The sequence below is a fragment of the Xanthomonas sp. 10-10 genome, from assembly GCF_040182365.1.
Lineage (GTDB): Bacteria > Pseudomonadota > Gammaproteobacteria > Xanthomonadales > Xanthomonadaceae > Xanthomonas > Xanthomonas arboricola_F.
The window spans coordinates 1032058-1047003 of sequence record NZ_CP144460.1 but is presented as its reverse complement, the minus strand read 5'-3'; the positions used below and the strand labels follow the sequence as shown (position 1 = coordinate 1047003).

Here is a 14946-nt window from a genome sequence, read left to right as displayed (position 1 = left end):
CGAGGGCTTATTGGTACTTGATGTCCGAGTCGTAGCTGCTGCCGCCAGGGCGACCATCCTTGCCCAGGCTGATCAGGTCGAACGGCTGGCCATCGCCCGGCGCGCGGTACTCGATGGTGTGACCCCACGGGTCGTTGAGTTCCGCCGGCTTGGCGTACGGGCCCAGCCAGCCGCTGCTGCCGCCGGGCTGGGTGACTAGGTCATCCAGCTTGCTCGGCAGCTTGCCGGTGTCGAGCTGGAAGTTTTCGATCTTGCCGGCCAGGGTCTGGATCTGCGACTTGGCCAGATTGGCCTTGCCGCGATCGGCACCACCCAGCACACGGCTACCCACCAGGGTGAGCACCGCGCCGATCAGCACGATGACGATGATGATTTCCAGCAAGCTCATGCCGGCCTGGCCTGCGCGCGACGGACTACGGGTGATGGAGCGCTTGATCATGAACGATTTCCTTGCACGTCGATGAAGGATGCTGCCGCTACCAGATGACACAGCGGCGATTGCATTGGTTCCCGCGTAGGTGTCGAGCGGTCACCGGAACGTTGTTGTGAAGACGCCGCGCAAGTGAAAGCGCTGCGTGCGGTTAAGCCAGTGTACGAGCGATGCGGGCCGCTGCCGAGTCCCGCTTGCGCCCGCCTGGCTGCGCAGTCGTCTCGCCCGCCGCTCTCAGCCGATCGCATTGGTGAGGTCATACAGCGGTACCAGCACCGAAATGATGACAAGCCCCACCACCGACGCCAGGACCAGCGTGATCAGCGGCACCAGTGCGGCCAGCGCACGGTCGATCGCTTGCGCGGTTTCCAGCTCGAAGGTATCGGCGGTCTTGAGCAACATCGTATCCAGCGCACCGGATTCTTCGCCGACCTGGATCATCTGCAGGGCCAGCCGCGGAAAGCGCTTGCCGCGCGCCAGCGACATCGCCAGGCCATGCCCGTTCTTGACGTCGTCGGCCGCGTTGGCCACATCCTCGACCAGGGCCAGATTGGACATCACGTTGCGCGCGATGCCGATCGCCGCCAGCAACGGCACGCCGTTGCGCAACAAGGTGCCCAGGGTACGCGTCAGCCGTGCGGTTTCCAGGCGCGCGATCAGGCTGCCGACCACTTTCTGGCGCAGCAGCCATTCGTCCAGGGATGCGCGGAAGGCGGCATTGCGCCGCTTGCGATCCAGCCATAACCCGAGCACGCCGGGCACCACGATCAGCACGAGCCACCAGTCGCGCACCAGCAAACCCACGCTCAGCACCGCCTGGGTGAACCACGGCAACGCGACATCCAGGCTTTCGTACATCTGCGCGAATTGCGGCACCACGTAGCCCAGTAGAAACAACAGCGCGCAACCGACCACCGCCAGCAGGATCGCCGGATAGATCAACGCGTTGATCACTTTGCCCTTGAGCGCGCGGCTGCGTTCCAGGTAATCGGCCAACCGTTGCAAGGTGTCCTGCATGCTGCCGCCGGCTTCGCCTGCACGCACCATGTTGATGTACAGCTTGGAGAACAACCCGTGCTGCCGCTCCAGTGCAGACGACAGCGGCGCACCGCCGCGCACGGTGTCGCGGATGTCGCCGATGACGCGCCGGCTTTTTTCGTCTTCCGGCAGATCCATCAGGATCGACAACGCACGATCCAGCGGCTGCCCGGCACCGATCAAGGTCGACAGCTGCTGGGTGAACTGTACCAGCGCCGCATTGTCGAACGGCTTCTTGCGCAGCAGCATGCGCAGCGACGGCGAATCGTTTTCGCCGGTGGCCAGCCGCGTTTCCACCGGCAGATGGCCCTGCTCCTGCAGACGCAGCGCCACCTCGGCATCGCTGCCCGCCTCCATCTGGCCGTCGAGCATTTCGCCGTGGGCGTCCAGGGCTTTGTAGCGGTACAGGGGCATCAGGATGGAAGGCCGGGATTCGGGATTCGGGATTCGGGATTCGGTAAAAGCGCGATACCGCGCTGCGTTGGCGCGACTGGGCGCACCTGTGTGCGTGCGCGACGCGTTGCCGAGACCTTGCCCTGCTTATCTTCCGATGCCGAGCATCCGATGCTCATTGTGGCTCCGTTGACTCTCACGCATCCTCCGTCACGCGCAGCACTTCTTCGATGGTGGTTTCCCCGCGCAAGGCCTTGGACAGGCCGTCTTCGTACATGGTGCGCATGCCGGCCTTGCGCGCGAGCTGTTCGATCTCGCCCATGCCGGCGCGGCGCATCACCGCGCGCCGCAGTTCGTCGTTCATCACCAGGAACTCGACGATGGTGGTGCGGCCGAGATAGCCGGTCGGTGCAGCGGCCGAAGCTCGCGGCCGATACAGGTAAATCTCGCCATCGGGCTGCAGACGGCGCAGATCGAACTTGTCGATCTCCTCCGGCGATGCGGCGTAGCGTTCGGCGTTGTCCAGGTCGAGCTTGCGCACCAGGCGCTGCGCCAGGATGCCGTTGATGGTGGAGGTCAGCAGGTAATCTTCCACGCCCATGTCGAGCAGACGGGTGATGCCGCCGGCCGCGTTGTTGGTGTGCAGCGTGGACAGCACCAGGTGGCCGGTGAGCGCGGACTGGATCGCAATGCGCGCGGTTTCCAGATCGCGCATTTCGCCGATCATGATGATGTCCGGGTCCTGGCGCACGATGCTGCGTAGCGCGTTGGCAAAATCCAGCCCGATCTGCGGCTTGGCCTGGATCTGGTTGATGCCTTCGATCTGGTACTCAACCGGGTCTTCGACGGTGATGATCTTCACGTCGGAGGTATTGAGCTGGCTCAGCGCGGTGTACAGCGTGGTGGTCTTGCCCGAGCCGGTGGGGCCGGTCACCAGCATGATGCCGTGCGGTTGCTCGAGCACCTTGCGGAACTGCGGCAGGAAGTCTTCGGTAAATCCCAGCTTGTAGAAATCGAACACCACTGTTTCGCGATCGAGCAGACGCATCACCACGCTCTCGCCGTGCGCGGTCGGCACGGTGCTGACGCGCAGATCCAGCTCCTTGCCCTGTACGCGCAGCATGATGCGACCGTCCTGCGGCAGGCGGCGCTCGGCGATATTGAGCTTGGCCATGATCTTGATGCGGCTGATCACCGCGGCGGTGAGCTTGGCCGGCGGGCTTTCGCCCTCCACCAGCACGCCATCGACGCGGTAGCGCACCTTGAGGCGGCTTTCGAACGGTTCGATATGGATGTCCGATGCGCGCAATTCCACTGCGTGCTGGATCACCAGATTCACCAGGCGAATCACCGGCGCTTCGGAGGCCAGATCGCGCAGCGCTTCGATGTCGTCGCTGCTGTTGGCATCGCCATCGGCGGTCTCGACGATGGTACCCATCGCACTGCGGCCCTGGCCGTACCAGCGCTCGATCAGATCGTCGATTTCCGAACGCAGGCCGACCTGCAGGAACAACGCACAGCCGGTGGCAAGACGCACTGCATCGATGGCGTAATCGTCGTACGGATCGGCGATCCACAGATCCAGCCGGCCATCGCGTTCGCCCACCGGGCACAGATGAAATTGTTTGAGAAAACGCAGCGACAGGCCCTGCACGTCGGGCAGCATTTCCGGAGGTGTATCGCCGAGTTGGCGTGCATCCACCAACGGCAGGCCGAGTACATCGGCGCAGGTCTCGGCATGATCGCGCTCGGACACCAGGCCCAGGCGGCCGAGCAGGGCCAGCAGGCCCATGCCGGATTCGGCCTGCAACTGGCGTGCGCGCAGCAGGTCGGAGTCCTTCAGACGACGGCGTTCAAGCAACGCTTCGACGATGCGCGTTTCCGCACTTCGATGCTCAATTGGATCGACGGCAACCGCGTTCACACTCGTCTCCACTGGTCCGGCGCCGACTGTAGCAGTTTGCCGCGACGATCAACCGCACGCATCTGAATCGTCCTGAAAAACAATGCCCCCGGTGATTGGCCGGGGGCATTGGTCACACTATTGCGCTACTTACTGTCGTGCAACGAGGGTCAGCTTCGCGTAATCGGATGCGCCTACCAGTTTGATGTAGTAGGTGCCCGCCTTCGGTGCAGTGAAACGGACGGTTTCGCTGTTGCCGGGGCGCGTGGACTTGGCATCGAAACTGGTGGCGCTGGGCTCGGCTTCATAGCTGACGTACACCGACACATCGCCGGTACCGCCGTAGGTCATGAAGCTCAGTACCGCACCGGCCTTGGCCTCGAAGCTGTACAGCGTGGAGCTGCCGTAGGTGCCGCTCAGACCGGCCACCGGCGCCTTGTTGGTCAGTGCGATGGCAGTCGGTGCGCAGGTCTCGGTGGCCGGATCGCACGGCTCCACCAGTACCGCTTCGAGCGCAGCCTTGGCATCGACGATGCCGCTGCCGATTGGGGTGCTGGCCGGCGGGGTCACCGGGAAGCGGCGGCTGGTCTGCTTCAGCAACGCCTCGACCGCAGCCGGAGTCAGCGGGCCGTCGCCCAGGCCGATCGCTGCGCTCTGCACCAGGGCCACGACGCCCGCCACGTGCGGGGACGCCATCGAGGTGCCGCCCAAGCCCATATAGGTATAGCTTCCCGAGGTCGGCGTGGTCGCACCGGTGTAACCGGCCTGCCAGATGTAACCACCCGGGTTGCCGTCCACGCTGCCGCCGCCGCCGGGACCGGACAAGTCCACCTTGCTGCCGTAGTTGGAGTAATAGGTGATGCCGCCGGTGATGCGGGTGGCGCCCACGGTGATGGTGTTGTTGCAGCTGGCCGGCGAATGGTTGGCCGCATCTTCGCCGCTATTGCCCGCCGCCACGACCACGGTGGTGCCGCGCGACACCGCACCGTTGATGGCCAGCTGGGTGGCCGAATCGCAGGGCTCGCCCCCACCCAGGCTCATGTTGATCACCTCTGCCGGGTTGGTGTTGGCCGGCACGCCTTCGACCGTACCGCCGGAGGCCCACACGATGGCGTCGGCGATGTCGGAGGTGTAGCCGCCGCAACGGCCGAGCACGCGCACCGGCAGGATGGTCGACTTGGGCGCGACGCCGGCCATGCCGACGCCGTTATTGGTCGCCTCGGCCACGGTGCCGGAAACGTGGGTGCCGTGCCAGGAGCTTTCCTGGGCGACCGAGCCGCTGTAGCAGACGTTGTCGGCCTCTTCCCAATCGCCGTAATCCAGTGCACCCGGGACGCGGGCGTCGGTCGGGCGACGCGAGACTTCGGCGTCGGTGATGAAGTCGTAACCCTGCAGGAGGTTGCCGGCAAAATCGGGATGGCCCGGCAGGATGCCGGTGTCCAGTACCGCCACCACCACGCCGGCGCCCTGGGACAGATCCCATGCGGCCGGCGCATTGATGCCGCCGTTGGGGTTGCTCAGGTGCCACTGGTACTGCGCATACAGCGGGTCGTTGGGAACCAGCTGCGGGCTCACATCGGTGGCGGCAACACTCTTCTTGATCTCGACCGGACGCAACATGCGGTCGATCTGCACGTCGGCGACGGACGGGTCATTCCTGAGCTCGACGACCACCTTGTCCACCTGTGCGGCGGTCAGTGTGCTGGACAGCTTGATCAGGTCCGAGCCGATGCCGAGCTTGCGCACATACGTCGCCTTGGCGGCGGCTGCGCTGCTGCGTGCGCCGGTCGCGGCGCCGACCCGGCCGACCGCGGCCTGCACGGCATTGAGCTTGCTGCCGCGATCGGTCGCAGCGGCGGTGTTGTCCTTGTAGCGCACGATCAGGCGGCTACTGAATGGGGCGCCGGCCGAAGCGGACTGGGTCGGTTCCTTGACCAGCAGTTTCGGTGCGGCAGCCAGGGTGCCGGACGCACCAAGGGCCATCATCAGGATGGCGCCGGTCAGCGGGGTGAGGCGGAAGGTCTTGTCGATCACGGTGAAATCCTCTTCGTGTTTTTCGTGAATCAGGCTTGGAACGGGGTCGACAACACCGCGCAGCCGTGAGCCGGCCTGCGGCAGTTGATCGATCGCTCCTGGTACGGCCATCACTCCATGCGAATCCGTTGGCTGGCCTAGCCACGGTCCTTGCCCGCCCCCTCAGGCCTTACCGCGGCGGCGCAGCTCGGCGCCGCCGCGTTTGATGCAACCCGTGTTACCAGCCGAAACCGGCACCCACGCCGATCGAGCTGTCGTCGCCGCTCAGCGCACCGCCCACGGTCAACGTGGCGCGCGGGCTGATCGCACGCTGGTAGCCCACCGACAACGCCGATTCGCCGTTCTGGAAACCGACACCGGCACCGATGCGGTTTTGCGAGGCGATACCGGCCACGCTGGCGGACATGTTCAACATCGCCGAGCTCATCGCGCCCTGACGATCCAGGCGACGGTTCTGCCGACGCAGACGGTCTTCGATATCGCCCTGATAGCTTTCGAAGCTGTCGGCCATCGCGCTGTAGCGGCTGTCGGTGTAGCTGTTGGCCGCGGCGACGCCGCTGTCCAACTGGCCCTTGTTCACCGCATCGGTGGCACGCGTACCGGCCGCCACATTGGCCACCTGCCGCTCGCCCCCGACGCTGCCCACCGACACCGTGTTGGCGCGATCGGCCACCGAGCCCTGACCCAAGGCCACCGCACCTTGTGCACTGGCGCGTGCGCCCTGGCCGATCGCGGTACCGGACGCCGCACTGACCTGCGCACCCTCGCCCATCGCCACCGCATTGGTCGCCACCGCCGCAATCTGCGTATTGGCACCCACTGCCGTGCTGCCGTCGGCATTGACGCGCGCATTGCTGCCGATCGCGGTGTCGTTGGGGCCGTGCGCGTAGGCGCTACCGCCGATCGCGGTACCGGTCACGTGGTTGGCCACTGCCGACGCACCGACTGCGGTGGAGGTTGCCGCCGGCGTGATGCTGCCGACCACTGCCGCCGTCGGGGTGCCCTGCACGCCGGCAGTCGCGGTGGCGGTGCCGACGTTGCTTGCTGCATCGCTGGCAGCGGGTGCAGCGACAGCCGGCACCGCGGCGGTACGCAGCGACGTGGTGCTGGCAACCGCAGTGCCGCCACGTGCATCCAGTTGGGTGACCTTGGTATCCAGCGCGGTCAATGCCGCGCCCACGTTGTTGTAGCTGGCGCCCTGAATCACGTAGGTCGGCGCAACGAACACGCCTTGCGCGCCGATCGCCGCGCCGCCGCCGAGGAAGCTGGCGGCATTGCTGAGCGACTGGAACAACTGACCGCCGTTGATCGCGTCAAGGCTGGCATCGGCGATCGCGCCGGCGCCCACGTTGACGATGCGGCGCGTGGCCGGACCGCCGCGGCCATTGCCGCTGCCCACCGAGACCGTGTTGGCCTCGTAGGTGCGCGAACCCGAGCCCAACGCCACCGAATCGGCGCCGGTTGCGCCGGCATTGGCGCCCAAGGCGACGCTGTTGACCGCACTCTGGCGGACAAAGGAGTTGTAGCCCAGCGCCACGCTCTTCTCGCCGATGGCGTTGGTCTGCTGACCCATCGCGGTGCTGTTCGTGCCGCTGGCGCTGCTGTCCACGCCCACCGCGCTGGCCCCTGCGCCGCTGGCGCTGCTGCCGGCGGCAATGGCGACACTGCGTGCACCGCTGGCAGTGGCACCGGCACCTGCGGCGGTGGCGCGATCACCGGTTGCCACGGCCACGCCGGTGCCGGTGGTCTTGACCATGCCACTGGTGGTTTGCACATCGGCCGCCAAGGCATCGAGCTGCCCCTTGTTGACGGCATCGCTGGCGGCCTGGCCGTCGCTGACATTGACGATGCGACGCGTCGCCGGACCGCCGCGGCCATTGCCGCTACCCACCGACACCGTGTTGGCATCGTAGGTGCGCGAGCCCGAGCCCAAGGCCACCGAATCGGCACCGCTGGCACCGGCATTGGCACCCAGGGCCACTGCATTGCTGCCGCTTTCGCGCACGAAGGAGTTGTAACCCAGCGCCACGCCGTTTTCGCCGATGGAATTGGTCTGACGGCCCATCGCGGTGCTGTTCACGCCACTGGCGCTGCTGTCCACACCCATCGCACTGGCACCGGTTGCCGAGGCGCTGCTGCCGGAGGCAATGGCAACGCTGCGTGCGCCGGTGGCGACAGCGCCGGAGCCGGCAGCCGTGCTGCGCTCGCCGGTTGCGGTGGCCACTGCATCGCCGGTGGTCTTGAACTTGCTGCTGGTGTTCTGCACATCGGCCGACACCGCATCCAGCTGGCCCTTGTTGACCGCATCGGTCGCCGCCTGGCCATCGCTGACGTTGACGATGCGACGCGTCGCCGGACCGCCGCGGCCGTTGCCGCTACCGATGGACACGGTGTCGGCTTCGTAGGTGCGCGAGCCCGAGCCCAAGGCCACCGAATCGGCACCGGTTGCGCCGGCATTGGCACCCAGGGCCACGCCGTTGACCGCACTCTGGCGAACGAACGAGTTGTAGCCCACCGAGACCGCGTTTTCGCCGATCACATTGACCTGGCGGCCGACACCGGTGCTGTTGACGCCGGTGGCCGACGCATCCACGCCGATCACGCTGGCGCCGACCGCATCGGCGCGGCTGTTGCCGCCCAGTGCGAGCGTGTTGTTGGCCAACGCCGCAGCGCTCTGCCCCAATGCGGTGGCATTGGTGCCGTCCGCATACGAGTTCCAGCCGATCGCGGTGGTGTAGTCGGCGGTTGCCCACGCACCCGCACCGAAGGCGGCCGCGCCGGTTCCCGAGGCACGTGCCGGGATGAAGCCGAAGAACGTGCTGCCGCCGACCGCAACGCTTTCGTCGCCGGTGGCTTCGCTGAACTCACCCACGGCCACCGCGCTGGCACCGGAAGCCAGCGATGCGGCGCCGACGGCGGTGCTGTAATCGCTGGACGCCACCGCGCCGTAACCCAGGGCCGACGACAGCCGGCCGCTGGATTCGCTGTAACCGCCAAATGCCGCACTGCCGACGTTGGAGGCCGCACTGCGGAAACCTGCGGCGGTGGCCTGATTGTCCGATGCCACCGCCTCGCTGCCGAGCGCAGTGGTGTAGGTGGAACTTGCCTGCGCACCCGCGCCGTTTGCGGTGGCACCGATATCGCCGGCCAGCGCATTGCTGCCGAACGCGCTGCTGTTTTCGGCCAACGCCTGCGCGTTGTTGCCCACCGCAGCGGCACTGGCGCCGCTGGCCAGCGCATCCAAGCCGACGGCGGTGGCCGCGTCGGCCACCGCCTGTGCACCTGCGCCCATTGCAGTGGTGCCGGTACCGGTGGCGTTGGCGCCCTCGCCCGCGGCCAATGCGTTATCGCCTTCGACATACGCGCCGGCATCGCTGTCGTCGCTGCCGCTGGCCTGGAAGTACTTGCTGGTGGCTGCACCGGCTTCGGCAACCGCGTTGAGCTGGTCCAGGTTCACCGCATCGGTGCCCTGGGTACCGGCCGCCACGTTGGTGATCTGGCGCTCGTTGCCGGCGCTGCCCACCGACACCGCAAAGTCGCGATCGGCGACCGAGTCGGCGCCCAGGGCCACGCTGCTTTCGCCGGTGGATTCGGCAAAGTTGCCCAACGCGGTGCTGTTGAGGCCCGGCGCCCACGCGGCGCCACCCACGGCGGTGGAGAAATCGCCGGAGGCTTCGGTCGGCAACAGGCCGAGCAAGGCGCCGCCGACCGACACGCTGTTGTAGCCGCTGGCCACACTGCCCTGGCCGGCGGCAACGCTGTAGGCGCCAGTGGCGGTCGCGTCGCTACCCACGGCAAGCGTGTTGGAGCCACTGGCGGTGCTGAAGTTGCCTAGCGCGGTGCTGTTGAAACCGCTCGCGGTGGAATAACCGCCGACCGCAGTGGCGTAATTGGCCGTCGCCTGTGCGCCGAAGCCCAGTGCCGCGGCGGTGGTGCCGTCGGCGACGCTTTCTGCGCCGATTGCCGTGGCCGATTCGCCGCTGGCGCTGGCGAAGTAGCCCAGCGCGGTGGATTCGCTGCCCTGCGCCTCGCTCAGCGCGCCGACCGCCAGCGACCCATCGCCATATGCGCCGGCCGCTGCACCCAGTGCAGTGCTCTGCGCGCCGGCTGCTTCGCTCTCGCCACCCACGGCCACGGCATAGTCGCCGCTGGCCTGACTGAAGGCGCCGTTGGACACACTGCCGAAGCCGCTGGCTGCAGCGTTGTAACCGGCGGCATTGGCGTACTGCGCCGTTGCGCTGGCGCCGCTGCCGATGGCCACTGCACCGATCGCGGTGGCATTGCTGCTGGCACCGAAGGCGCTGCTGTAATCGCCATCCGCAGTAGCATTGGAACCGGCCGCCGTTGCATCTTCGCCCTGGGCGACGGCAGTGCCGTCGCCGGTCCCGGCATACAGCCGCGCGGTGGTTTCGGCGGTGCCGGCCACTGCGTTGAGTTGATCCAGATTCACCGCATCGCTGCCTTCAGTACCCGCAGCGACATTGGTGATCTGACGCTGGCCATCCACGCTGCCCACCGACACCGTGTTGGCGCGGTCGGCAACCGAGTTGGCACCCAGCGCCACGCTGTTGTCGGCCGATACACTCGTCGATGCGCCGACGGCAACCGAACCGTTGCCCAGCACGATGGCGGTGTCGCCGATTGCGACCGAGGCATCGCCACCTGCGGCCGAGGTGATGCCGACAGCGACGCTGCCCCTGCCATACGCGGTGCTTTCCGCGCCGATCGAGGTGCTGGTGTCGCCGAACGCCACGCTGGCAAAACCCAATGCGGTGGATTCAAGCCCGTTGCCGATGCTTTCGAAACCGACCGCAGTGGCGCCGCGACCGAAGGCCACGCTGGTGCTGCCAAGCGCGGTGCCGTAGAAGCCCGACGCGGTGCTGTCTGCGCCCAGCGCAGTGGCGTAGCGGTCGCTGGCGATGCTGTTGAAACCCACCGCCGTGGCGTTGTTGACGTTCGCAACTGCACCGCTGCCAACGGCCGTGGTGTTGATGTCCGATGCAATGCTGCTGGACCCCAGCGCCGTGCTGTAATCGGCCAGCGCCGACGCATTGGAACCTGCCGCAACGCTGTCCACGCCTTCGGCGATTGCAGCGCCCTCGCCGGTGGCCACGAAGGTGCGCGCGGTGGTGGATGCGACATCGGAAACGGCGGTGAGCTGATCGAGATTGACCGCATCGGTGCCTTCGGTACCGGCAGCGACGCTGGTGATCTGACGTTCTGCGCCGGCCGCGCCAACCGACACGGTATCGGCGCGCGTGGCGACCGAATTGGCGCCGAGCGCCACCGAGTTGGCGCCGCGTGCGGTGCTGTAGTAACCCAGCGCCGTGCTCAACTCACCGCTGGCCCAGGACTCCGGACCGACTGCGGTTGCGCCTTCGCCCGGTGCATAGGCGAAGTAGCCCACCGCCGTGGCTTCGGTTCCCGACGCCTCGCTCAGCGTGCCGACGGCGGTGGTGTAGGTGCCCGATGCGATCGCACCGGCGCCCAGCGCAGTGGACGCCTCGCCACTGGCCTGGGTCTGCACGAAGAAACCCAACCCGGGAATCAGATCCACCGGACCGCCCACGGCGGTGCTGCTGGTGCCGCTGGCGCTGGTCTGGGTACCGACGGCAGTGGCGTAATCGCCACCGGCGTTGGCCACCGCACCGAATGCCGATGCCTGGGCACCGGCGGCATACGCGCCGACGCCGAACGAGGACGCCGCGAACCCATCGGCATTGGCGCTGGCGCCGACCGCCGTTCCGCCGACACCGGCACTGGTGGCACCGGTGGTGACCGGCACCCCGCCGTTGGTGACCAACGGCTGGCCGTCTGCGTCGACCGCAGCGCCGCCCACGGCCACGCTGGCCGGGCCATTGGCCTGGGCGTTATGGCCGAACGCTGCGCTGTTCTGACCGGAAGCGAGTGCGTTGGCACCCACGGCCGTCGCGTTCTCGGCCACGGCATTGGCGCCGGTGCCGAGCGCGGTGGTTGCAGTACCGACGGCATTGGCGGCATTGCCTGCGGCCAATGCGCTGTCGCCCTCGACATAGGCGCCGACGCTGTCGTCGCCCGGGCTTGCCTTGAAGAACAGCGCGGTGTCTTCGGCCACATCGGCCACATCGCGCAGCTGCGCCACGTTGACCGCATCGGTGGCGTTGATGCCGGCACCGACGTTGGTGATGCGGCGCGTTGCAGGGCCACCGCGCCCATTGCCGCTGCCGACCGACACCACGTCGTCTTCGTGGGTGCGCGAGCCTGCGCCCAGCGCAACCGAGTTGGCACCGGTGACGCCGGCATTGGCGCCCAGCGCCACGCCGTTGACGCCGGCCTGGCGCACAAAACTGTTGTAGCCGATGGCCACGGCGTTTTCGCCAATCGCGTTGGTCTGGCGACCGATCGCGCTGCTGTTCACGCCGCTGGCGCTGCTGTCGGCACCGGTGGCGACGGCGCCGGTGGCGCTGGCCTTGCTGCCGGCACCGATGGCGGTCGCCTTGGCGGCAGGTGCGGAGGCGCCGCGGCCGACTTCGACCGATTGCGCGCTGGCGGGAAGCGGGGTGGCCAATCCGGCGCCACCGAGCGCCAGGGTGATGGCGGCAGCCAGTGCTAGGCTTTGGCGGCGGTCGATGAGCGAGGCTGGAGCAACGGCTCCGGGGCTGTCACCGCTGGCCAGTTCCGAGGCCACGGCCCACACGCCCAATGATTTGTTCCAGACCTTGCGATAAATCCGATTCATCGACGTACGACTCCTGAGTTGTTGGGACTGGTTTTTGGCGAGCGCCCACCCTCGGAAGGCCTTTCGGCCACGCGATTCCCCGTGGTTGTGCGCGCTATGGGCCTTGCGGCGATGGGCGGCTTGCGCCTGCACCCCAGGTAGTCAAAAAGTGAACGCTACCCAACCATAGAACTGCGCAAAGTGTTAACAGCCGTCAAATCAGGCGTCAAGTTTTTGACAGAAAGCGAAGATATGAGTGTTTTCCGTCACACTTCTGCTTGCGTTTATTAGATTTTTGATAATTGTTTGGAAAACAGCGACCTAGATCATGTCTCGCGAGACATTTCGAAGCTGAATAGCCATGCCCATGACGGACAAAAAAGCCCGCTGGCGAGACGCCAGCGGGCTTGGTTGCGCAAAAACGCAGCAGGAATGGGTCAGACGGCAGGTCAGCCCACCGCCAGCCGGCCACAATTGCCTGGCTGGCTCGCCGGCGTTGGCGCCGGAGGCAATTGCGCCAAGGAAATGACGACTACGCCAGGCACCGCTGCCAGGCGTCGACTCATTGGCGCGCCAGCAGACTCACGCCATCGAAGCTGGCCCCCTCCAGTTTGAGCACATAGGTGCCTGCACGCGGCGCGGTAAAGCGCACCGTCTGGCTGGTGCCGCTACGCGTGGAGGCGCCATCGTTGTCGTCGGCACTGGGGACGCGCCCAAGCGCCACGTACAGCGACGCCTGGCCGCTGCCACCGAAGCTGAGAAAGCTCAGCACCTGGCCTGCGGACGCCTGAAAGGTGAACACGCCCGCCTCCCCGGCCACATTGGACACGCCGCGCTGGACCGTGCCGTTTCGCAAGGTCTGGGCATCCAGCGTGCAACCCAGGTCATCGGCATCGCAACGCCGCAGTGCGCGGGCGACCGCCGCGCCCGCGTCGACGATGCCGGTACCGGCCGGGGTTGCCGCAGGCGGCAGCACCGGGAACGTCCGCGCGCTGCGCTTGAGCAGATTTTCCAGTGCCGCCGGCGACAGCGGCGCCTTGCCATCGGCAATCAACGCGCTTTGCACCAATGCCGCCACGCCAGCCACATGCGGCGAGGCCATCGAGGTACCGGCAAACGTGCTGCCGCCGTAGGTGTACTGCCCCGAGGTCGGAGTGGTTTTGCCGGTGTAGAACGTCTGCCAGATGAAGCTGCGGATCGGGCCATCGTCGGTGGCAAAGAACTGCGAGCTGCCGCCGGGCCCGGCCAGATCGACCTGACGGCCGAAATTGCTGTAATCGGTCAGCCCGCCGGTCGCGCGCGTGGCAGCCACCGCGATCACATTGGCGCAATTGGCGGGGCTGGACGTCGACACGTCCGAGGCCTCGTTGCCCGCGGCAACCACCACCGTGGTGCCGCGCGATACCGCACCGTTGATCGCTGACTGGGTCGCCGCATCGCAGGCCCCGCCGCCGCCCAGGCTCAGGTTGATCACTTCGGCAGGATCGCGGTTGTCCGGCACACCGTCGACATGCCCACCGGACGCCCAGACGATGGCGTCGCTGATGTCCGAGCTATAGCCGCCGCAATGCCCGATGACGCGCACCGGAAGAATCTTCGCCTTGTTGGCGACGCCGGCTCCGCCGATTCCGTTGTTGGTGAGTTCGGCAACCGTGCCGGCCACATGCGTGCCGTGCCAGCTGCTGTCTGCAGCCAACGAGAAAATGCCGCAATCGCCATCCTGTTCGACCCAGTCGCCGCGATCCAGCCCGCCCGGTGCGCGCGCATCGCTGTCGCGCCGCGAGACGAACGCATCGGTGATGAAGTCATAGCCGGCCAGGACGTTGCCTGCCAGATCGGGATGGCTGGGCAGGATGCCGGTATCGAGCACGGCAACCACCACGCCTTCGCCGTGCGTGCTGCTCCAGGCCGGGGCAACATTGATGCCGCCCACCGGGTCGAGCAGATGCCACTGGTTGGTCTGCAGCAGCGGGTCGTTGGGCAAAGTGCCGACGGTGGTTTGCAGCGGATACATGCGTCGATCGACCTGTGCAGATTCCACTGCTGGATCGGCCGCCAATGCCTGCACAAGCCGATCGGCATCGGCACGACCGAGCTGGGCGGGCAGCCTGATCAATGCACCGCCCACCGCCAGCGTGCGCAGATACGCAGGCGCCACAGTGCCGCCCGCACGCGCAGCCGGTGCCAGGCGGATCGAGGCACGCGCTGCCGCAGCGGTGATCGTCATCGATGCACTGCGCCCCACATCGCGCGTAGCCACGCGCCCGGCGCGGTATTTGACGATGATTCTGCTGACCGACGCGTCGGCCATGGCCTGTCGACGCTGCGCGCCAGCTGCTGCCGGATCGCGTGTTGCCGCGCCGGCCACCCCGATGCCAAGGGATAGCAGACATGCACAGCAGACGAGTGCAACGATGCGAGAAGAAAAGTGCTGGATCACGATGGAGTTCC

At 66.9% G+C, this 14946-nt stretch carries 6 protein-coding genes; all 6 read right to left on the bottom strand.

The window, feature by feature from the left end; translation table 11 throughout:
• Nucleotides 1–7 precede the first annotated feature (7 nt).
• The 6 genes from gspG to VZ068_RS04315 all read right to left on the bottom strand — a co-directional run bounded on the left by gspG (nt 8) and on the right by VZ068_RS04315 (nt 14935).
• Nucleotides 8–439, bottom strand: coding sequence for a type II secretion system major pseudopilin GspG (gene gspG, locus VZ068_RS04340; protein WP_039426219.1), 432 nt, complete (start codon nt 437–439; stop codon nt 8–10).
• A gap of 225 nt (nt 440–664) precedes the next feature.
• Nucleotides 665–1882 (bottom strand): type II secretion system F family protein, encoded by a 1218-nt coding sequence (locus VZ068_RS04335; RefSeq protein ID WP_005988200.1) that lies wholly within the window; start codon nt 1880–1882, stop codon nt 665–667.
• Nucleotides 1883–2057: 175 nt separating this feature from the next.
• On the bottom strand, nt 2058–3785 hold the full coding sequence (gene gspE, locus VZ068_RS04330) for a type II secretion system ATPase GspE (RefSeq protein ID WP_259154982.1): 1728 nt from the start codon (nt 3783–3785) through the stop codon (nt 2058–2060).
• A gap of 129 nt (nt 3786–3914) precedes the next feature.
• Complete coding sequence (locus VZ068_RS04325) at nt 3915–5798, bottom strand: diffusible signal factor-reguated S8 family serine peptidase (protein WP_259155962.1); 1884 nt, start codon at nt 5796–5798, stop codon at nt 3915–3917.
• Nucleotides 5799–6015: 217 nt separating this feature from the next.
• A complete protein-coding gene (locus tag VZ068_RS04320; protein ID WP_349657014.1) occupies nt 6016–12516 on the bottom strand; it encodes an ESPR-type extended signal peptide-containing protein in 6501 nt (2166 codons plus the stop codon).
• A gap of 541 nt (nt 12517–13057) precedes the next feature.
• On the bottom strand, nt 13058–14935 hold the full coding sequence (locus VZ068_RS04315) for a S8 family peptidase (RefSeq protein ID WP_349657013.1): 1878 nt from the start codon (nt 14933–14935) through the stop codon (nt 13058–13060).
• Between the last annotated feature and the right edge of the window lie 11 nt (nt 14936–14946).

Coding starts and splice junctions, on each gene's coding strand:
- gspG (WP_039426219.1), bottom strand. CDS start 439: ATGATCAAGCGCTCCATCACCCGTAGTCCGTCGCGCGCAGGCCAGGCC.
- VZ068_RS04335 (WP_005988200.1), bottom strand. CDS start 1,882: ATGCCCCTGTACCGCTACAAAGCCCTGGACGCCCACGGCGAAATGCTC.
- VZ068_RS04320 (WP_349657014.1), bottom strand. CDS start 12,516: ATGAATCGGATTTATCGCAAGGTCTGGAACAAATCATTGGGCGTGTGG.